The organism is Gordonia sp. NPDC127522, from assembly GCF_042672305.1.
Lineage (GTDB): Bacteria > Actinomycetota > Actinomycetes > Mycobacteriales > Mycobacteriaceae > Gordonia > Gordonia hongkongensis.
Map to the genome: position 1 here is coordinate 858828 of NZ_JBHXVK010000001.1, position 20127 is coordinate 878954.

Here is a 20127-nt window from a genome sequence, read left to right on the forward strand (position 1 = left end):
CGCTCTCAGGCTCCCGCCGCGCCGGAAGAGCCGTCGGCGGCCGGGATGTCGAGCCGGTGGCGCAGCATTGTGACGTACCAGTTGACGAAGGCCTCGACCTGGATCTCCGACGTACTGTAAGGGCCGGGAACGTAAGCGGGATCGCTGATGCCGCTGTGCGCGAGCGCAACGAGGTCGGCGTCCTGCTGATTCGTCGTCTCCCACACCCCGGTGAGCTGGTCGAGGTCATAGTCGACGCCCTCCACGGCGTCACGATGGACGAGCCAGGTGGTGCGCACCAGGGTCTGATCGGCGGAGACCGGGATGACCGCGAAGAGCACGGCGTGGTCGCTCGTCACGTGCAGCCACATGTTGGGCTGCAGGTGCATCGACAGCCGGCCGAGTCGCGCGTCGGGGATGTCGGTGAGGAGGCGGCCGCAGGCCGCGGAGCCGTCGAGGGTGAACGACTCGCCGGCGAGGTCGAGTGCGTCGCGCTCGATGTGGAATCCGGTTGCGCGCGTGTCGAGTTGGACGACCCGGGTGTGGGGTAGGCCATGGCGGTCCCAGATCTCGGTCTGTTCCGCGGTGGCGCGGTGGAACCGGTCGAACGCCGGCGCCAGCCGGCTGGGGATGGCGTCGGTGTCGCTGTATCCCCAGGTCGGGAAGAACACGTTGAGGAGTTCCGGATGGCCACCGCAGTGGTAGCACTCGCGGTTGTTCTCCATCGTCAGTTTCCAGTTGCCGTCTTCGACGATGTCGACCTGTTTGGCCACCTTGGCCTCGGCGAGACGGTGCGGCGTCAGATAGGGCTCGACGACGGCGGCGACCTCGTCGATGTCGGCCGGCGGGTCGTCGGCCAGGCAGATGAACACCAGGCCGCCGATCGTGCGGACGTGTACCGAGCGCAGCGAGTAACAGGACTTGTCGAAGCCGGGCGCCTGGTCATCGGCGAACTCGAGGCGCCCGTCCATCCCGTAGGTCCACGAGTGGTAGGTGCACACCAGGGTCCCGGTCGAACCGCTGGGCTCGGTGAGCAGGCGGGCCCCTCGATGCCGGCACACGTTGTGGTGGGCCCGGACCCGGCCGTCGTCGTCTCGGACGACGATGACCGACCGGGTCGAGAAGGTTATGGTGACGTAGTCGCCGGGCTCGGCGATCTCGGCTTCGGTGGCCACGAAAAGCCATGACCGAGAGAAGATTTCGTCGACATCGAGGTCGAAGAACTCCCGGCTCACATAGAACGCGGCCGGCAGGCTCTCGCCTGCGCGGCGGTCGGCGATCAGAGCGCGGGTGCCGGTTTCCGGTGCCCTGGTGGCGGCATGCGCGACGAATGGTGCAGTCATCAGCAGTGCGGGCCTCTCTGCACGGTCGGTGACGGATCTGTCGGGATGGCGGTTACATCGAGATCAACTGCATTGCAGTCGATCTCGAGACAGTCGGACGGCACGTGGATTCGGCCGGGCCAAGCTGGGGGAGTGTTGATTTGTTGCGTCATACGCAACGACGCGCATGCTATGCAACAAGTGTGCGTCTCGGGTCTTGCGGTGTCAAGCGGGACGTGCGACCGTTTCTCCACGAGCCACACAGGCGTCGAGGGACCGTCGCGAGCCAGGCTCGGCCGCTCTACCCGACAGGGGTCGCATCATGACCGTCAGCGTCTTCGAACTGTTCTCCGTCGGCGTCGGACGGTCGAGTTCGCACACCGTCGGGCCGATGCGTGCCGCCCAGCGATTCGTGGCCGGCCTCGCGCGGACGGGAGACCTCCTCGAGGTGACGCGTCTCGAGGTCGACCTCTACGGATCACTGGCCGCCACCGGAGCGGGACACGGCACGCTGACCGCGGTGCTGCTGGGTCTGGAGGGCCACGAGCCCGAGAGCATCAGCTCCGAGACGAAGGCGGCGCGGATCGCCGACATGGAACGCACCGGGCGAATTCGACTCGGCGGGCTGGTCGAGTTGCCGTTCAGCGCGAACGACATCGGTTGCCATCCGCGGGTCATCCGTCCGCGGCACCCGAACGCGATGGAACTACGGGCATCCACCCGGGGCGGTGCGCGACTGCCTGCTGAACGGTATTACTCGGTCGGCGGCGGTTTCGTCGTGACCGACGACGAGTCCGACAATCCGTCGGTTGGTACGGACATACCATTCGGCTACGGCTCGGCGGCGGAGTTGCTGGCAGTATGTGCGGACGTCGACGCCTCGATTTCCGACGTCGTGCTGATGAACGAACCAGCCACCCGGACGACCGAAGATGTGCGCGCCGGATTGTTGCGCATCTGGTCGGTGATGGAGTCCTGTGTCCGGCACGGTGTCACCACAGACGGTGAGCTGCCCGGCGGCCTGCGCGTCCGTCGTAGGGCCAAGCAGTGGCGCGACGACCTGATGGCCGAGGACCCGTTGCGGTCGATGGCCCACGCCGAAGACTGGGTCAACCTGGTCGCCCTTGCGGTGAACGAGGAGAACGCCGCCGGTGGACGAGTGGTGACCGCACCCACCAACGGGGCCGCCGGGATCGTCCCCGCCGTTCTACACTATGCCCGCCGGTACACGCCTGCCGGGCGGGCGAATCCCGACGACGTGACCGTCCGGTTCCTGTTGACCGCGGGTGCGATCGGCGGGCTCATCAAATCGGGGGCGTCGATCTCGGGTGCCGACGTGGGTTGCCAGGGCGAGGTGGGTTCCGCGGCGGCGATGGCCGCCGGTGCGCTGGCCGAGATCCTGGGCGGAGCGCCCGCGCAGGTGGAGAACGCCGCCGAGATCGCGATGGAACACAGCCTCGGGCTGACCTGCGACCCGATCGGCGGTCTCGTGCAGATCCCGTGTATCGAGCGCAACGCCATCTCGGCCGGTAAGGCGATCAACGCCGCACGCATGGCCCTGCGCGGCAACGGCACTCACTACGTGAGTCTCGACCAGGTGATCGCCACGATGAAATCGACCGGCCGCGACATGAACGCCAAGTACAAGGAGACGGCGACGGGTGGGCTGGCCGTCCACGTGCCGCTCAGCGTGGTGGAGTGCTGAAGCCGGACGCTAGTCGCCCAGCACCCGCCGCAGGTAGTCGTTGGCGAACACGCGGGACGGGTCGTATCGGTCCCGGACGGAACGGAATTCGTCGAACCGTGGATAGACGCCGCGTAGATACTCGGCGTCTCGGGTGTGCATCTTGCCCCAGTGGGGCCGGCCGCCGAGACCGGTGAGGATGGCTTCGACGTCGGCGAAGTAGGCATCGGAGTCGGCGGGATCGTCGCGGTGATAACGGTGTACGGCGATGTAACCGCTGGTGCGTCCGGAGGCGGTGGAGAGCATGAGGTCATCGGCCGCGGCGGCGCGGACCTCGATGGGGAAGCTGACGAGGTGGTCGCGCCGGTCGAGGAGGGCGCGGATCTCGCGCAGCGCCTCCGGCACGGCATCGAGGTCGACGGCGTACTCCATCTCGCGGAACCGGACGTCGCGGTCGGAGACGAAGACCCCGGTGGAGGAGTCGGTGAACTCTCGTGCGGAGAGCGCGCGACCGGTGACCCCGTTGATCGTCGGCACCAAACGCGGCGCGCGCGCACCGATCTCGCACAGCAGACGAAGGGCCTTGTTGCTCAACAGTTCGTCGTCGATGTAGCGCTTGACGCGCGACGGCCCGGTGACCGGGGCGTCGGGACCGACCCGCGTGTTCGTCTTCACCAGAGCGCAATTGGTGTGCGGGAACAGGTAGAACTCGTGGTGGTCGGTGGTCGCGACGCGCTCGTGGAAGGCGGCGATCGCCGCATCGGCCGTCTCGGGACCCTCGACCGCGTGCAGCCGGAACTCGTCGACACAGTCGATGGTCAGTTCCACAACGACCCCGAGCGCGCCGAGGCCGAGTGCGACGGCCTGCATGTCGGCGTCGTCGGCGGTCACGGTGACTATCTCGCCGGAGCCGGTGACGATGGTCGCGCCGACGATCTGGGTGCTGATGCCGCCGAAGGCGAGCCCGGTGCCGTGGGTTCCGGTCGAGGTGGCGCCGGCGATCGTCTGACGATCGATGTCGCCGAGATTGGTCATCGCGAGTCCGAAAGGTGCCAGGATCCCCGGGATCTCGTGCAGGTGTGTGCCGGCGCGCACGGTCACTCGGTGGCCGTCGACCGCGACCAGACCACGCAGGCGCGACAGGTCGAGTTGCACGTCGTCGGCCACGGCGATGGGGGAGAAGCTGTGTCCCGCGCCGACGGTCTTCACCGTGCCGCCGCGAGCGGCCGTCTCCCGGACGATGTCGGCGATCTCGGCGGCACTCGCCGGGTGCAGCACCTGGTTCGGCGTGCAGGCCGCGGTGCCGCCCCAGTTCCGCCAGCCGGGCGCCGAACGCGCAGCGGTCCTGCTCACAGGAAGCACCTGCCCTCTCCTCGGTAGGTCGGTACGACCTCATCGACCACCGCGTGCCCGGCGTCGTCGCGGCCGATGATCGCGACCTCGCGCGCTCGTTCGCACACCTCGCCGGACTTGGTGTGCCGGAACCACACCCGACTCCCGACGGCGATCTCGTCCGCGACCGTACCTCGCAGTGGGGTCTGCACCTCGCCGGCGGCCTCGGTACCGACGTAGGTGAGTCCGTGCGGCCACACGGGTTTGGGCAACCGGTCGGCAGCGGGCGGGCCGGACGCGATCCAACCGCCGCCCGCGCAGGTCACGACGCCGGGCGCCGGGCGGCGGACGACGTCGAGACCGAAGGACAGCGCGGGGGCGGGACGGAACCGCGCGTACCCGTCGAACAGATGGCCGCCGAACAGACCGCTGCCCGCGGCGATGTCGGTGACCGAGCGGTCGCGCGCGGTCTCCTCCAGGGAACCGGTGCCGCCTCCGTTGACGAACTCCAGGTCGGCGATCCGGCGCACGTCGTCGATCACCTTGCCGCGGCGACGGCGCAACTCGGCCATCGAACGTCGCTGCATCGCGCGAATCGCCCGGTTGGCCAACGCCTTACCGGGCGCCGCATCGGCCACCCCGGCCACCTGCGCCTCGTAGGACATGACCCCGACGAGATCGAAGCCGGGACGTGCCACGATGATTTGTGCCAGCTCCAGTGCGTCACGACGGGAGTGCACCGGCGAGCGGCGAACCCCGATGTGCACCCGCCCGCCCAGTAGGCGGTACGACGCGTCGAGGTCGATCGCGACGCGGATCGGCGGCCGGGCGGACGGAGGCACGACGGCGTCGATGAGGTCGAGTTGGTCGACGGAATCGACGAGCACGCTCACCCGACGGGTCGCGACCTCGTCGGCGGCCAAGGCCGCCAGCGCATCCCGCCGCACACTGGGGTATCCCATCAGCACGTCGTCGATCCCCGAGGTCGTGGCGAGCCAGTGTGCCTCGGCCACGTCGTAGGCGAGCACCCCCGCGAAACCGGCGCGCGCGGTGATGTCGTCGATGACCGAGCGGACACGGACGGATTTCGTGGCCAGGCGGATCGGGACACCCGCCGACCGACGGGTGAGATCGGCGACGTTGTGCTCCAGGGCGGCCCGGTCGAGTGCGAGGACCGGTGCGTCGAGTCCCGCATCGGCGACCGCTTGATCAATTGCCGCCCAATAGGATTCGGGATCACTCAGCCACGGCGCGGGCGTCGGCGTCACCGGTGCCGCTTCGGGCGCTTCACCCGAAGCTGACATGGGTCATGAGCTGATCGGTGATCGAGCGGATGATCGCGTCGACGACCTTGTCGTCGGCGGTGCTGAGGTAGACGAGTGTGATCGAGTTCGTCGCCGCGATGATCAGCGGACCGAGGTCCTCGACCGGCGTGGTCCACTCCATGGGCGTCAGGTCGGCCATCGACCGCAGCCCGGCCGAGGCCACCCGGTAGAGCTGCTCGTACATGTGCTTGCCGACCTGCTGCAGCTCCGGGTGATTGTGCGCATAGATGCCGAGCGCGATGGTCGCCTGCATCCGGCCGGGATCGGCTTTGAGCAGGTCGTAGAACGCGTGGAACTGGCTCACCATGCTCGACCGCATCGTCTCCACGCCCGGCTCGGGTCCGTAGTCGGCGGCGGGCAGCACCGCGTGCAGCATGCGCTCGATGTCGGTGGGGACCGCCGTCTCCATGACCGCGCACAACAGTGCGGTGCGACTCTCGAAGGCATAGTGGAAACTTGCGAGCGGCATGCCGGCGTGGGCGCAGATGCGACGCGTGGTCGCGCCCTCGACCCCATGGTCGGCGATCACACGGTACGCCGATTCGAGAAGCGCGCTTCGACGTTGGTCGACGGACATCCGTGCCACTGCGGTATCTTCCTGACCACATGCGCCGGCGCATGCTCGGGTGGACAATCTCGCCGCAGCCTATCAGTGCCGGTGAGGCGCACAATGCCGTTCACCCGGAAGAAATCGCAGATCACACCGGGGACACTCGGGAGGCGTGCACCGCACGGCGCGACCGCCGTCTGCCCGGGGTGACGCCACCGAACGCACTACTGTGTGAACGTGACCTCCACGACCGGTAGAAAAGGCACCAACGACCTGCGCCGCGACGTCCTCGCGCGTGCGGGTTCGGCGGGAGTGGCGGTGGCCGACGCCGTCGTGGCGCGGCTCGCCGCCGAGGGACTCGGTCCCGCCCGCGCGCTGGGCGCCTCCCGCGACCAGATAGCGCCGCACGTGCGGCGGAGCCCGCATCTGCGGAACGGCGCCTTCGTCAACCCGGAACCCCCGTCGATCGCCGATCCGAGCCTGCAGGTCCTCACCGACATGGCCCGGCGGCCCGGCCGGCCGCGCCGACCGGTCATGGTGACGGTCCCACGCTTCGATGCCCCCGGCGACCTCGCCGTCACCTGGCTCGGCCACGCCACCGCCGTCGTCGACATCGACGGCGCGCGGGTCATCACCGATCCGGTCCTCAGCCGCCGCTGCTCGCCCAGCCAACTCGTCGGGCCCGGACGCATGCACTCCGCCCCACTGGCGCCGTCACAGTTGCCGCCACTCGACGTCGTCCTGATCAGTCACGACCACTACGACCATCTCGACATGGACACCGTCGTCACGATCGCCGACACCCAGCCCGACGCGGTGTTCGTCACGACGATCGGGGTCGGCGCGCACCTGGCCTCCTGGGGGATCGCGGAAGATCGCATCCGGCAGGCGGATTGGTGGGATGAGGTGGTGGTGCCGACCGGCGCGGGCGAGCTGCGGTTCACCTGCGGTCCGGCGCGGCACTTCTCGGGCCGGTGGCTGGAGCGGAACCTCACCCAGTGGGGCAGCTGGGCGATCACCGGACGGGAGCACAAGGTCTTCTTCTCCGGGGACACCGGCCACAGCGAGCGCTTCGCCGATGTCGGCGACCGACTCGGCCCGTTCGACCTCACCCTCATCGCCGTCGGAGCCTACGACGTGATGTGGCCGGACATCCACGTGAACCCCGAGGAGGCCCTGTCGATCCACCGGATGGTCTCGCCCGGTACGGGATCCGACTCGGTCTTCATCCCGATCCACTGGGGCACGTTCAACCTCGCGCGCCATCCCTGGGGGGAGCCCATCGCGCGGCTACAGGCGGACGCCGGGCCGGACAAGCCGACGATCCTGGTGCCGCAACCGGGCGGTTCGATCGACCTGATGACGCGGACCGGCAGCGGTGTGGCACAACCCAATTGGTGGGAGGCTTCGGCGTGAGCTCGCCGACGGAGATCGCGGACGCCGGCCTGACCGCGGCCGAGGTGGCGCAGCGGGTCGCGGCCGGCCAGGTCAACGCGCTGCCCGACCGGTCCGGCCGCAGTGTGGCCGACATCGTCCGCGCGAATGTCTTCACCCGGATCAACGCGATCCTCGGGGTGCTGTTCGCGATCGTCGTGTTCACCGGATCGCTCATCAACGGTCTGTTCGGACTGCTGATCATCGCCAATTCCGGGATCGGCATCATCCAGGAGGTCCGGGCCAAGCGGACGCTCGACAAGCTCGCGATCGTCGGCCAGACCCGACCCCGGGTCCGGCGCGATGGCGAGGTCACCGAGGTACCGCCGGACGAGGTGGTGCTCGACGACATCATCGAGATCGGTACCGGCGATCAGATCGTCGTCGACGGCGAGGTCGTCGAGGCCATCGCGCTCGACGTCGACGAGTCACTGCTCACCGGCGAGGCCGACCCGATCGACAAGGACCCGGGAGACGCGGTGCTGTCGGGCAGCTTCGTGGTCGCCGGCGGTGGCGCGTACCGCGCCACCAAGGTCGGCGCCGATGCCTACGCGGCCCAGCTCGCGGCCGAGGCGTCGAAGTTCACGCTGGTCTCCTCCGAGTTGCGCTCCGGCATCGATCAGATCCTGCGGGTGATCACCTGGTTGCTGATCCCGGCCGGTGTCCTGACCATCGTCAACCAACTCTTCGTCAGCGACAACGGGTTGCGGCGGTCCCTGCTCGGCATGGTCGCCGCGCTTGTGCCGATGGTGCCCGAGGGGCTCGTCCTGATGACCTCGATCGCTTTCGCGGTGGGTGTGGTGCGGCTAGGTCAGCGGCAGTGTCTGGTGAACGAACTCCCGGCCATCGAAGGGCTCGCGCGCGTCAATGTGGTCTGTGCGGACAAGACCGGCACCCTGACCGAGAACGGGATGCGGCTGGCCGAGGTGCGTTCCCTCGGGACGGTGCCCGCCGAGACCGCGGGACAGGTGCTGGCCGCGCTCGCCGCCCACGATCCGCGGCCCAACGCCAGTATGATCGCGATCGCCGAGGCACATCCGATCCCACCCGACTGGTCGGTGGCGGCCATCAAACCGTTCACCTCGGCGACCAAGTGGAGCGGGATGTCGTTCCGCGGGAGCGGGTCCGGCCCGACCGCCGGCATCGACGACGGTCACTGGCTCATCGGTGCGCCCGACGTCCTGCTGGACCCGGAGGGCGAGACAGCCCGCCTCGCCTCCGACATCGGCGCCACCGGACTCCGCGTGCTGCTGCTGGCCTGCACCGACGTGCCCGTGGACACCGAACCCGCGCCGGGTCAGGTCGCTCCGGGAACCGTCTCCCCGGTCGCACTCGTGGTGCTCGAACAGCGGGTCCGGCCCGATGCGCGCGACACGATCGACTACTTCGGACAGCAACATGTCGCGGTGAAGGTCATCTCCGGGGACAACGCCCGGTCGGTGGGGGCGGTCGCCGCGTCGCTGGGCCTCGGATCGGCCGAGTCCTCGGTCGACGCGCGCGAGTTGCCCGCCGAGACAGGCGAACTCGCCGACGTCGTCGAACGCGGCGTCACCTTCGGGCGCGTGCGGCCCGACCAGAAGCGCGCGATGGTGAAGGCACTGCAGTCGCGGGACAACACGGTCGCGATGACCGGTGACGGCGTCAACGACGTCCTCGCGCTCAAGGACGCCGACATCGGCGTGGCGATGGGCTCGGGCAGCTCCGCCGCCCGGTCGGTGGCGCAGATCGTGTTGCTGGACAACAAGTTCGCCACCCTTCCCTATGTGGTCGGCGAGGGCCGGCGCGTCATCGGCAACATCGAGCGCGTCTCCAACCTGTTCCTCACCAAGACCGTGTATGCGGTGCTGCTCGCGCTGTTCGTCGGCCTCGGCGGTCTCCTCGGGGCGATGTTCGGGTCCGATCCGCTCAGCTATCCGTTCCAGCCGATCCACGTGACGATCTCGGCCTGGTTCACCATCGGCATCCCGGCGTTCGTCCTGTCGCTGGCCCCCAACAACGAGCGCGCACGCCGCGGTTTCGTGCGCCGGGTGCTGCTCAGCGCGGTGCCCAACGGCATCATCGTCGGCCTGTGCACCTTCGTGACCTACCTGATCGTCAACCCCGGGGGCGCCGGCGTCGAGGTGGGTGGTGACGCCGTCGAACTCTCGCAGCCTCAGACGCAGGCCGCCACCGCGGCGTTGATGACGCTGATCGCGATCGCGGTCTACGTCCTCGCCGTGGTCGCCCGTCCGTACAACTGGTGGAAGGTCGTCCTGCTCGCCGTCTCGGCCGGGGCGTACGTGCTGATCTTCGCGTGGCCGTTCACCCAGGACCTGTTCCGGCTCGACTCGTCGAACTGGGGGATGAACACGGTGGCCCTGCTCTCGGCGGCGGTCGGCATCGCCTGCGTCGAGGTCGTCTCGCGGGTGGCTCCCCGATGGATTGCCGCGCATGACAACGACCAGCACGCGGACGAAGCGCAGGTCAGCGGGGCGCTCATGTCGGACCGATAGAATCTGCGGCAAGTGGCCGGAAGGTGTCCGGCACGTCGATCAGAGGAGACGTCATGGATCTCAAGGGACTCGTCAACAAGGCCAGGGCCACGCTGCAGAAGAACCCGAGCCTGATCGAGAAGGGCGGCGACGCCATCGACAAGGTCACCAAGAACAAGTACTCGGGTCAGGTGGACAAGGCGCAGGATGCCGTGCGCAAGGCCGTCGGCGCGCCGGGACAGGGAAACCCGGGGCAGACTCCGCCGACCAATCCCACCAATCCCGGGGAGCCGCTACCGGGTCAGCAGAGCCCGCAGCCCCAGAATCCCCGGCCGCAGAACCCCCAGCAGCCGCAGCACCCGCAGCGGTAGTCCGAGTAGTTCTCAGAGCTGCGCCCGCGGATGTCGGCGATACGCCGACACCGTGGGTTCGGCGTCGATCCAGAACCGCCACGCCAGGTCGGCAGCGCGGCGGACCCCGACCCGAGGCCCCGCGACGACGCGTTCCCCCGGAAGCGGTGCCCCGGGGTCGAGGGTGACCGGGGTCGACGGGTCGGCGAGATCGGTGTCGAGGTCGGCCATCGTGATCCCGAGGGCGCGGCACAGGTTGCCCGGCCCGCTGGCGAGCTTGGCGTCGGGGACCGGCCCCGAGCGCGTCGCACCGCGCCGGGCGCGTGCGAGGTCGACGCCGTCGACCACCGCGCCCGCGCGCAGCAACACCGCCGCAGCGGGTCCCGGCCCGGCGACGACGACGTTCGCGCAATGGTGGCCGTGGATGCGATAGACGTACAACCGTCCCGGGGGCCCGTACATGATCTCCGAGCGGGCGGTTCGGGTGTAGGCATGCGACGCCGGGTCGTCGGGACCGGCGTACGCCTCGACCTCGGTCAGCCGGATCGTCACCCCGTGCCCGGTCACCCGCGAGCCCAGCAGCGAACGTGCCTGTTCGGCGGCGGAGGCGGGGGCACTACTCTCTTGGGTCATGGCGAAGACGAGTGACTCCATCGGCGTTGATCTGTCACCGGAAGATACCTGGGCCGCGGCATCGGATCTCTCGCGGTACAGCGAATGGCTGGTGATCCACGAGACGTGGCGCAGCCCGATCCCAGCGTCCGCCGACCTTCGCAAGGGCACCGAGGTCTCCTCGATCGTGCGGGTCAAAGGCACCCGCGTCCGCTTCGACTGGGTGGTCGAGAAGTTCGAGCCGGTCTCGCACGTCCGCCTCAAGGGCAACGGCAAAGGCGGGGTCAAGGCGAAGCTGGATCTGGGCATCGCTCCCACTTCCAGCGGATCGGAAGTAACCTTCACTGTTGATCTGGGTGGGCTGCCGCTGATCGGGCCCGTGGGTAAGACCGCGGCCATGGCAGTGTCGGGGGATCTGCGTAAGTCGCTGCTGAAATTCCGCGAGGTGTTCGGCTGAGCCACGCGTGAACACGCGGGCCGCGACCGCCGATGCGTCGATGTGTCGTGCGGCGACCACGCGAGAGGCGGGTCTGCAGACCGCCGCCGTACGAGGGGAACGGGAAAAGAACAATGGGGCGTCACAGCTCCGGCGCCGATCGCGCCGGAAACGAGTGGAACGGGAACGACCGGTCGGGTGGGGCGGTTCCGCCACGCGCCCAGACTTCATCGGACAGAGGCAGGTCGAACGATGCCCGGTCGGGAAGCGATGACGACTTCGGCTTCGAGCACCGCAACACCGATGGGGGCCGCCGCGGCGGATGGCTGTGGGCGGGTGCGGTCCTGCTGGTCGTCGTAGCCCTGGTCACCGGCGTCATCATCTGGCAGACGGGTGCGGGTGGCTGCGGGGACCGGACCCGGGTCGCCGTCGCGTCGGACTCGGCGATGACCGGTCCGCTGCGCGAGGTGGCGCGGCAGGCGTCCGCGGACTCGTGTTTCGACTACGACGTGCAGACGGCCGCGGGTGCGGATGTGCCCGGCCTGCTCACCCAGGGTGCAGCGGCTCCGGACCTCTGGGTCGCGGACTCGCAGGTGCAGGCCCGCCGGGTGACGACCCAGGTGCGTCGTGACCTCGATATGGTGTCGCCGTCGATCGCGTCGACCCCGACCGTCGTCGCCGGCACCGACGTACCCGAGCTGGGCACCTGGGTCGAGGTCATGAAGTTGCCCGATCTGCGAACCGGCAGCCCGGTGGACACCAGCACCGGCGACGCCCCGATCATCGGTGCTCTCGCCGCGGTCGACTCCGGCGAGCTCGCCGACGAGGACTTCACCGAGGCGATGACCATCCTCGCCATCCAGCAGAACAATGCGCGCCTGGCCAACGACAACGAGGGCACGCGTCTGAACCTGGCCAACACCTCGGGCGTCCCGGTGGTCACCACCGAGCAACAGTTCGATCTGTTCATGCGCACGCACCAGGGTTCGCAGTTGACGTCGACGATCCCCGCGGCGGGCACGGTCATGCTCGACTATCCGCTGGTCAACACGGCTCCCGCGGCGCGCCAGCAGGCGGCCGCCGACGCCGGGGCGGCCCTCGTCACCGCGCTGAACACCGATGCCGGGCGCGCAGCGCTGGCCGACTCGGGATACCGCGACGCCGACGGAAACGGCGTCGGTCAGCCGGTCAAGGAACTGGAGCTGCGCGACCCGTCGTCCGTCGACAAGGCATTGCGGCAGTGGCAGGTACTGGGTGTGCCGATCCGCTCGCTGGTCGTCCAGGACACCTCCGGCTCGATGGAGACACCGGCCGGCGGCACCACCCGGGCGGGCCTGCTCATCGACGCCTCCCAGACCGGACTCAAGCTCTTCCCCAACAACACGATGATCGGCGGCTGGGCGTTCAGCGTGAACAAGGGCGGGCCCGGACAGGACTGGGAGGAGCTCGCCCCGATCCGCCGCCTCGATGCCCGCTCGGGGAGCGGTACGCATCGGGACGCGCTCGGCCGGGCCGTCGAAGAGGGGTTGTCGGACCTCGGGGGCGGGACGGGTCTCTACGACACGACCCTCGCGGCATTCAAGAAGGTGCAGGACACCTACGACCCGAACTACTCCAACAGTGTCATCATCATGACCGACGGTCAGAACGAGGACCCGGACAGCATCACCCTCGACAATCTGCTCGCCGAACTGAAGCGCCTGGAGGATCCGGCACGACCGGTGCTGGTGCTGACGATCGGTATCTCCGACGACGCCGACTCCGATGCGTTGAAGCAGATCGCCGAGGCCACGGGTGGCACCACCTACGTCGCGGAGAACGCGGCCGACATCCGCACCGTCTTCGTCGACGCCATCCAGGCGAGGGTCGCAGCCGCGGGACGCTGAGACCGTTCGGAACGCGCCGCGGCCGTCGCCGGGACTAATGGCCGCGCAATCGGCACAATTGGTGCATGACGCACACCCCAGAGCCAACCGAGACCCTCGACCCGAGCACGAACGCCGAACCCGGCCCCCGTTCTCCGCGCCCGTCCCGCAGCCCGCGGGGATCGTCCGTCCTCGCCCGCACCGGCGGGGTGGTCGCGGCGATGGCGGTGGTCGGACTCGTGGCTGGCGCATGCTCGTCCGAGGATTCCGGGTCGGACGACTCGGCCACCGGCACGACGACCGGCGCCGCGACGGGCAGCTCCGCTGCCACCGAGGCCGCCGACGCGGGCTCCGGCGAGTACGAGGACGGCGAGTACACGGCCCGCGGTGAGTACATCTCGCCGGGTGGTCCGCAGAGCGTCGGGGTCACCGTCACGTTGTCGAACTCGGTCATCACCGCCGTGTCGGTGGACACCAGCCAGACCAAGGGCCCGTCGCTCGAGTACCAGGGCAAGTTCGCCGGCGGCATCTCCGACGTCGTGGTGGGCAAGAACATCGACGAGATCGAGGTCGACAAGGTGTCCGGCTCGTCGCCCACCTCCGGCGGTTTCAACGAGGCGATCGAACAGATCAAACAGGAGGCGCAGGCCTGACCTCCGTCGGCACCGCGCACCACTGGGCGTTCGATGCGATCGGCACCCGGTGGACGATCAGCACCCCGGAACCACTTCCCGCCGATGTCGTCGACGCGGTGAACACCGAGATCGACCGGATCGACCGGGCCTGGTCACGGTTCCGGGACGATTCGACGGTCGCGCAGATGGCCAGGGAGGCGGGGCGATACCCGATCGCCGACTCCGACCAGCCGCTGGTCGACTGGTACCGCCGTCTGTACGGCCTCACCGGCGGCGCGGTGTCGCCGTTGGTGGGGCGCACGCTCGCCGAGGCCGGTTACGACGCGGCGTACACGCTCCGCGCGTCGGCGCCGGTTCCGACGGCGCCGGCCTGGGAGGCGGTGATCGGTGAGCACGTCGGTGCGCTGGAGATTCGCGAACCGGCTCTGCTCGACGTGGGTGCGGCCGGAAAGGGATTCGCGGTCGACCGGGTGGCGGAGATCGTCGGCGGCCACGTCGACGACTTCGTGGTCGACGCAGGTGGGGACATGGCGATATCGCCGCGTTCCCGCGGACTGCGGGTGGCGCTGGAGCATCCGCTGGACACGACGAAGGCGATCGGCGTCGTGTCCGTTGCCGGCGGCGCGATCTGCGCCTCGGCGAGCAATCGGCGGGTGTGGGCCGACTGGCACCACATCGTCGATCCGCGTACCGCCTCGCCCGCGCGGGAGGTGCTGGCGACCTGGGTGATCGCGCCGTCGGCGATGGAGGCCGACGGCTTGGCGACGGCGCTGTTCTTCACGCCCGCGGCGTTCCTGCGCGGCGATTTCGACCATCACCGTGAGGGCTTTCATCACGTGACCATCCGACGCAACGGGAGTGTCGAACACACCGCCATCCCCGGATTGGAGTTGTTCCTGTGACAACGCTTCTGCCGCAGCTGCTCTCGCCGATCGACGCGGCCCGGCGGCACCTGACCCCGTATCGGGCGGTGCTCTGCGGGCTGGTGGTGCTGGCCGCAGTCGCTTTCGTCGTCTCGGCGACCGATGCCGACTTCGGTTACGGTCCGGACGAATTGGCGGTGTGGCTGGTCGTCGCGGTCGGGGTCAGCGGGGTCGTGAGCTACGTCTGCGCCGGCGTGCTGCGGGTGCCGCCGAACTCGGATTCGTGGCTGATCACGGGACTGATCCTGTTCTTCGTCCTGCCCGGCGGCTCGGAGGACACCGCCGTCGCCACCGTCGCGGTGGGCGCCGCCATCGCCGCGGCGTCGAAATATGTTCTCGCATGGCGTCGTCGGCTGATCGTCAACCCCGCGGTCGCGGGTGCGATCGGCTGTTACGCGCTGGCATACGCCGGTGTCGAGGGCATCAGCTTCCCGTTCTGGTGGGTGGCCGCCGATCCGCTGTTCGTCCCGATGGTCGTGATCGGTGCGGTGGTCGTGACGTTGATCCGCGAGTGGCGACTGGCCCTGGTGTTCATCGGCGCCTCCCTTGTCACGATCGGGGTCGTCGAACTGGTACGCGGCGGCCAGGATCTGTCCACATGGGTGGTGTCGAGTCCGATGCTGTTCGTGGCGGCGATCATGCTGCCCGAGCCGCTGACGTCGCCGGCCACCGAGCTGCACCGACTGGTGTATGCGGCGTTGGTCGGTGTGCTCATGCACTGCCAGTACACGATTGCGATCACCGACGCGTACACGTTGGCGTTCGTGCCCGAGGTGGCGTTGCTCGTCGGATGCCTGTACGCGTTCCTCGTCCGACTGGTGTCGGGCACTGCGCGCCGGGTGCCGCTCGACGTCGTCACCGTCCCGGTGGCCGACCGAACCTACGCGGTGCGCGGTGAACCGGTCGGTGGCGCAGCGGTGTTCCGGGCGGGGCAGTGGTCGAGTGTCAGTGTGCCGCGGTGGTCGGCGCCGGTGTGGTCGGGTTCGCGGCGGGTCTTCTCGTTCGTGTCCGCGTCCCGGCAGCAACCGGTGGAGTTCGGCTTCACCGTCGCCGCGACGCCGTCGGCCTACAAGGCAGCACTGGTCGACGGCAGCGTACGTCGGGTCTACGTCGACGAGATCGGTGGGGACTTCGTGCTGCCGCGGTCGTTTCCGGCGACCGGATCGGTGGTGTTGATCGCCTCCGGGATCGGGATCACTCCGTTCGTGTCGATGGTGCGGGAGCTGGTGCAGTCGGGCCACGATCTCTCCGGCCTGATCATCGTGCACGTGCTGCGAGATCAGGGGCGTGCCGTATACGCCGATGACCTGGAGAGCGCCCGGGCCGCGAACGCGCGCATTGCGACCGTCGAGGCGCCGGAACTCGCCGACGGCCTCGACGATCCCGCCCTGCTGGCCGAACTCATCGGTCCCAGCGCTGCCGGCGCCCACTACTACGTGTCGGGTACGCCTGCGTTCGTCGAACGGACGTCGGCGGCGATCCGCCGCCTCGACGGTTCGACGCGCTCCCGGCCGTGGCGTGTCCACACCGACTCGTTCTCCGGATACTGAACGCGCCTGATGGAGTTCGAATACCGCTGCGAGATAGTCACATTCGTCGTCTCGCCCAAGCATGCCTACTTCGGTAGGCCGAAAGACGGCCCGGCCGACGAGGTCGAGACCCGCACCCCCGAATCGGTGGAGATCTTCGCCGACAAGGGGATTCGTGGTGATCGCTTCTACGGAATCCGGGCCCACACCGAGGCGGCCGTGACGTTTCTGGCGCTCGAAGCATGGATGGCGGCAGCGGCCGACGCCGATCCTGTTCTGGCCCGCCGCAACGTCGTCGTGCGTGGTGTCGAGCTCGATCCGTTGCGGGGACGAGAGTTCGAGCTGGACACCGGGTCGGGTCCGATCCGGTTCCGCGGCGGACGCCCTGCTCATCCGTGTTCGTGGATGGACACCGTTGCCGGGGACGGTGTGCGCAAAGCCCTGATCGGACGAGGTGGACTTCGGACGCAACCGCTGACGTCGGGGACGCTGAGCGTCGGCCCCGCGGTCCTGCGCACCGACGTCGAACTCGACGCCGCCCGCGCCGCCGACCAGGTGCGGCGGGCGCAACCGTTGTAGCGGGTGTTCGCGCTGTCGCCGCTTGACTTGGTGACCGGACGAGCCGAGGTCAACGGACACGGCTGTCAGGGTGCGCTGGAAGAACTCGAGCGGAGTACAGGTCGGTTCGCTGTGGAGTTGTCAAGGGACTGATGCGGTCCCGGGTGTGGCCCGGGTGCGGAAGGTGCTGCGCGAAAGTGTGGTGGTCTGTGGCGGTAGCGGTCAGGCGGCGTCGTCGAGTCGCATGGTGCGTCTGTTGTAGGCGGGTAGTGGTCGGCGGTGTGGGTCGATATTGGCGGGTGGGACGAGCCAGGGGTGGCGGTCGAAGCCCATGACGATGTCCCAGCCGTGGTGGTGGACCTGGGTGTGACAGCGCTGGCAGAGCAGGCAGCCGTTGTCGAGGTCGGTGGGTCCGCCGTCGGCCCACGACTTGATGTGATGCACCTGCGTATGAGAGGGCGGTGCACCGCATTTGATGCAGCAGGCGTCGCGGACGATGGTTGCCTTGCGGAGGTGTGACGGATACAACCGACGGGTGTGGCCCATCTGTAGCGGTACGCCCTCACTGTCGAGGATGATCTCGGTCAGCGATCCGTCGCACGACGCCTGTTTCGCGGTGACATGGCTGACGGTTCCGGTCCACGGGAGTGTTGCGAGGTCTCCGGTCGCGGGAATGGTCAGCATCAGTTGCGTGCGTGGGCTTCCGACGGTGTCGATGGTCGCGCCGATCGCGGCTTGGTCGAGGATCAGTTCGAAGGCGTCAGCGCGACGCTGCTCGGCGGTGCGACGATCCTCGGCGCCGTCGGGTTCGGGCCGCGGACACGATCGTTCGTCGATCATGGCCAGGAACTTCTCGCCGACGATCTGGGTGAGGTCGGCTCGGATTTCGACGCGGCCGTCGTCGGTGGTGTGGGCGTTGACCGTGTTCAGCGATGTGTCGTCGGCGGCGGGGAGGCCGGCCTCGGTGTCATCGACCAATGTGTTGCCGATGGCCCGCGCATGCTTGCGCACGTCTGTCGGCGTCGCACCCGAGAGCGCTTGGGCAATCAGTTCGAACTCATATCGGGAACGTTCACCCTCGGAAAGAGATTCACCACATCGTTTCTCGATTTCATTCATGCCTCGCACGATGGCATCGACGATCTCGCTGGACAGCCGCCCATCGGCGGCGTGGCGGGCGAGGACGGGCAGGGCGGGTAGGGCGTCAACACTTCGCATGGTGCGAAGAGCGGCGGCAGGTGCATGTCCTGACTCGAGCAGCAGCTTTTTGGTGGTGTTGCCGGTTTTCTGTGCGACGCCGAGGTCATCGAGTTGTGCTGCGTGGGTGATGATCTGGTGGTCTGCGAGGTTGCGGATCAGGCGCCACGTGTCGAGGGCGTCGAATGTTGCTTTGCCGGTGAGGTCGTCGGCGGGTGGTTTGGTGTCGATGAGTTGATCGAGGAGAGTGGTGAGCTCTGGCATGACTCCAAGATACAGGAACATGTGTTCGATTTCGAGAGAATTCCACAAGCCGAGAACCGCGAATTCATCGACTGTGCAGCCTTTTTCGTTGACTGTGCGTCGATTCGCGTTGACTGTGCAGTGATCGTTGACAGTAATGAACTACAGTCGCATCCGTTTCGGAAGCTGGCTCACTGTCGATCCGTTGAGTCCGAGGTGATTCGGCTTAGACTTGTTGTTGCGCTATTGGATACTTGCGCAACCGATCCGAGGTAAAGGGCTGTCGCGCGCCGGCGGTGAGGCGCTGCCAAGGAGCGCAGCGGATCTCAGCCGGAGGGACTGTCTCGCGTATCTGCCCCGAGGTGTGACCGACAGACTTCAACTCGACTGCCAGACCTCGATCGAAGTCTGCCGGTCGAGTTGAAGTCTGAGGTTCCCCTGGAAAAGTGGACACGGTTAGCTTGATTGCTGACGTGTGTGTGATCTGATCTCGAAGTCGATGGGTGAGATCATCCCTAGCGAGCTGTGCCTCCTGTCATGGTTGTAGAATCGGATGTAATTGTCAAGTCCAGCAGTAAGATTCGCGTAGCTGCTGTACGCGTGGCGCTTGTAGTTCTCGTGTTTGACCGTAGACCACAACGACTCGGCGCCGGCGTTGTCCCAACAGATGCCGGTCGCGCCCATCGAGCGTTGCAAACCATGTCGACGGCATGCTGAAGCCATGTCGTAGCTGGTGTACTGACTGCCTCGGTCGCTGTGCAGGATGGTGCCGGCCACCGAACCGCCGCGAGTGAGCACCGCAGCATCCACCGCGTCCTCGACGAGCTCGGTGCGCATGTGATCTGCCAGCGACCAGCCCAGCACTCGACGCGAGTGCTCGTCTCGGATCGCGCACAGGTAGGCATCCCCTTCACCGCAGGTCAGATAGGTGATATCGGAGGTCCAGACCAGGTTGATGCCGCCGCGATCGAAATCGCGGCCGACCCGGTCCGGCGGGAACGATGCGGCTTCGTCGACCCGGGTGGTCCTGACCTTGAACGTGCGTGGACTGATGCCCTCGATGCCCATCTCGGCCATGATCTTGGCGACGGTGTTCTCCGAGACCGCCACCCCCTCAGCGTGCAAATCGGCGGTGATGCGCGGTGAACCGTAGATGCGTCGCGAGGCCTGCCAGTGCGCCAGAATCTTCACCTCCAGATCGCGGCGCCGCTGCTGCCGTGGCGTCAACTCGACACGACGCTGCCGATCCGCCCACGCATAGAATCCAGACCGCGACACACCCAGAAGCGCAACGAGTTTCGTCACGTCGTGGTCGGCGCACTCCGCGGCGATGAGTTCGAAGCGACTCACCGATGATGCTGCGCCGCAAAGTACGCCGATACTTTTTTCAGGAACGCGATATCACGGTCTTTCTCGGCGAGTTCGGCACGCAGCCTGGTCAATTCCGCGCGTTCAGTCGCCGACAGATCTTGGTCGGGCGGCACCTTGCGGACCTCATCGACGACGCCGTCTCGAAGCCGCTCGGCTCGGACCCATTTGCCCAGCAGATTCTCATGCACATTGAGTTCCCGGGCCACCTCGGTGATCGGCCGGCCACCATCGATCACCCGACGAGCAGCCTGCGCCTTGTACTCCGGCGTGAACGACCGCCTCCTGGACATGTCGACATCCTTCCAGCAGGA

The 20127-nt window shown here is 67.9% G+C and carries 18 protein-coding genes; 10 read left to right on the forward strand and 8 right to left on the reverse strand.

The window, feature by feature from the left end; all coding sequences use genetic code 11:
* Nucleotides 1-5 precede the first annotated feature (5 nt).
* Nucleotides 6-1322: an aromatic ring-hydroxylating dioxygenase subunit alpha gene (locus ACFVHY_RS03955; RefSeq protein ID WP_390268584.1), complete on the reverse strand. Its 1317-nt coding sequence runs from the start codon at nucleotides 1320-1322 to the stop codon at nucleotides 6-8.
* 301 nt (nucleotides 1323-1623) lie between these two features.
* On the opposite strand from ACFVHY_RS03955, the gene ACFVHY_RS03960 reads away from it, so the two are divergent.
* Nucleotides 1624-3006, forward strand: a complete 1383-nt coding sequence (locus ACFVHY_RS03960) for an L-serine ammonia-lyase (RefSeq protein ID WP_390268587.1) — start codon at nucleotides 1624-1626, stop codon at nucleotides 3004-3006.
* Between the two features lie 9 nt (nucleotides 3007-3015).
* Here the strand turns inward: ACFVHY_RS03960 and ACFVHY_RS03965 are convergent, their stop codons facing one another.
* From ACFVHY_RS03965 to ACFVHY_RS03975, 3 genes are read right to left on the reverse strand one after another with little or no spacing between them, the layout of a single operon-like run.
* The gene (locus ACFVHY_RS03965) at nucleotides 3016-4347 is read right to left on the reverse strand and encodes a D-arabinono-1,4-lactone oxidase (RefSeq protein ID WP_390268590.1); all 1332 of its coding nucleotides are present in this window, start codon (nucleotides 4345-4347) and stop codon (nucleotides 3016-3018) included.
* Nucleotides 4335-5621 carry an alanine racemase gene (locus tag ACFVHY_RS03970; protein ID WP_390268593.1) on the reverse strand — a complete coding sequence of 429 codons (1287 nt, stop codon included), beginning with the start codon at nucleotides 5619-5621 and terminating at the stop codon, nucleotides 4335-4337. Before ACFVHY_RS03970 ends, ACFVHY_RS03965 begins: the two co-directional genes overlap by 13 nt.
* Complete coding sequence (locus tag ACFVHY_RS03975) at nucleotides 5605-6228, reverse strand: TetR/AcrR family transcriptional regulator (RefSeq protein ID WP_065630789.1); 624 nt, start codon at nucleotides 6226-6228, stop codon at nucleotides 5605-5607. The genes ACFVHY_RS03970 and ACFVHY_RS03975 overlap by 17 nt, the downstream gene beginning before the upstream one ends.
* A gap of 195 nt (nucleotides 6229-6423) precedes the next feature.
* Here ACFVHY_RS03975 and ACFVHY_RS03980 point away from each other — a divergent pair, with 195 nt between their 5' ends.
* The 3 genes from ACFVHY_RS03980 to ACFVHY_RS03990 are packed head-to-tail and all read left to right on the forward strand — an operon-like array spanning nucleotide 6424 to nucleotide 10468.
* The gene (locus ACFVHY_RS03980; protein WP_390268596.1) at nucleotides 6424-7608 is read left to right on the forward strand and encodes an MBL fold metallo-hydrolase; all 1185 of its coding nucleotides are present in this window, start codon (nucleotides 6424-6426) and stop codon (nucleotides 7606-7608) included.
* Nucleotides 7605-10118, forward strand: coding sequence for an HAD-IC family P-type ATPase (locus ACFVHY_RS03985; protein WP_390268599.1), 2514 nt, complete (start codon nucleotides 7605-7607; stop codon nucleotides 10116-10118). Before ACFVHY_RS03980 ends, ACFVHY_RS03985 begins: the two co-directional genes overlap by 4 nt.
* A gap of 53 nt (nucleotides 10119-10171) precedes the next feature.
* The gene (locus tag ACFVHY_RS03990) at nucleotides 10172-10468 is read left to right on the forward strand and encodes an antitoxin (RefSeq protein WP_058251574.1); all 297 of its coding nucleotides are present in this window, start codon (nucleotides 10172-10174) and stop codon (nucleotides 10466-10468) included.
* A gap of 12 nt (nucleotides 10469-10480) precedes the next feature.
* Here ACFVHY_RS03990 and ACFVHY_RS03995 read toward each other — a convergent pair whose 3' ends face one another.
* Nucleotides 10481-11101 (reverse strand): DNA-3-methyladenine glycosylase, encoded by a 621-nt coding sequence (locus tag ACFVHY_RS03995; RefSeq protein ID WP_068972049.1) that lies wholly within the window; start codon nucleotides 11099-11101, stop codon nucleotides 10481-10483.
* On the opposite strand from ACFVHY_RS03995, the gene ACFVHY_RS04000 reads away from it, so the two are divergent.
* From ACFVHY_RS04000 to ACFVHY_RS04025, 6 genes are all read left to right on the forward strand, one after another.
* Nucleotides 11079-11516 carry an SRPBCC family protein gene (locus ACFVHY_RS04000; protein WP_058251681.1) on the forward strand — a complete coding sequence of 146 codons (438 nt, stop codon included), beginning with the start codon at nucleotides 11079-11081 and terminating at the stop codon, nucleotides 11514-11516. The two genes, ACFVHY_RS03995 and ACFVHY_RS04000, sit on opposite strands and share 23 nt — an antisense overlap.
* A gap of 113 nt (nucleotides 11517-11629) precedes the next feature.
* Complete coding sequence (locus tag ACFVHY_RS04005; protein WP_390268603.1) at nucleotides 11630-13381, forward strand: substrate-binding domain-containing protein; 1752 nt, start codon at nucleotides 11630-11632, stop codon at nucleotides 13379-13381.
* 65 nt (nucleotides 13382-13446) lie between these two features.
* Nucleotides 13447-14013 (forward strand): FMN-binding protein, encoded by a 567-nt coding sequence (locus ACFVHY_RS04010; RefSeq protein ID WP_390268606.1) that lies wholly within the window; start codon nucleotides 13447-13449, stop codon nucleotides 14011-14013.
* 38 nt (nucleotides 14014-14051) lie between these two features.
* On the forward strand, nucleotides 14052-14897 hold the full coding sequence (locus ACFVHY_RS04015) for an FAD:protein FMN transferase (RefSeq protein ID WP_390268843.1): 846 nt from the start codon (nucleotides 14052-14054) through the stop codon (nucleotides 14895-14897).
* Nucleotides 14894-16468, forward strand: a complete 1575-nt coding sequence (locus ACFVHY_RS04020) for a ferredoxin--NADP reductase (RefSeq protein ID WP_390268609.1) — start codon at nucleotides 14894-14896, stop codon at nucleotides 16466-16468. Before ACFVHY_RS04015 ends, ACFVHY_RS04020 begins: the two co-directional genes overlap by 4 nt.
* Nucleotides 16469-16477: 9 nt before the next feature.
* Nucleotides 16478-17026 carry a molybdenum cofactor biosysynthesis protein gene (locus ACFVHY_RS04025; protein WP_390268612.1) on the forward strand — a complete coding sequence of 183 codons (549 nt, stop codon included), beginning with the start codon at nucleotides 16478-16480 and terminating at the stop codon, nucleotides 17024-17026.
* A gap of 201 nt (nucleotides 17027-17227) precedes the next feature.
* On the opposite strand, the gene ACFVHY_RS04030 is transcribed toward ACFVHY_RS04025, so the two are convergent.
* From ACFVHY_RS04030 to ACFVHY_RS04040, 3 genes are all read right to left on the reverse strand, one after another.
* The gene (locus tag ACFVHY_RS04030) at nucleotides 17228-18487 is read right to left on the reverse strand and encodes a DUF222 domain-containing protein (RefSeq protein WP_390268615.1); all 1260 of its coding nucleotides are present in this window, start codon (nucleotides 18485-18487) and stop codon (nucleotides 17228-17230) included.
* 414 nt (nucleotides 18488-18901) lie between these two features.
* Nucleotides 18902-19795, reverse strand: a complete 894-nt coding sequence (locus tag ACFVHY_RS04035) for an IS3 family transposase (protein WP_390268618.1) — start codon at nucleotides 19793-19795, stop codon at nucleotides 18902-18904.
* A complete protein-coding gene (locus tag ACFVHY_RS04040; RefSeq protein ID WP_390268621.1) occupies nucleotides 19792-20106 on the reverse strand; it encodes a transposase in 315 nt (104 codons plus the stop codon). Before ACFVHY_RS04040 ends, ACFVHY_RS04035 begins: the two co-directional genes overlap by 4 nt.
* Nucleotides 20107-20127 lie beyond the last annotated feature (21 nt).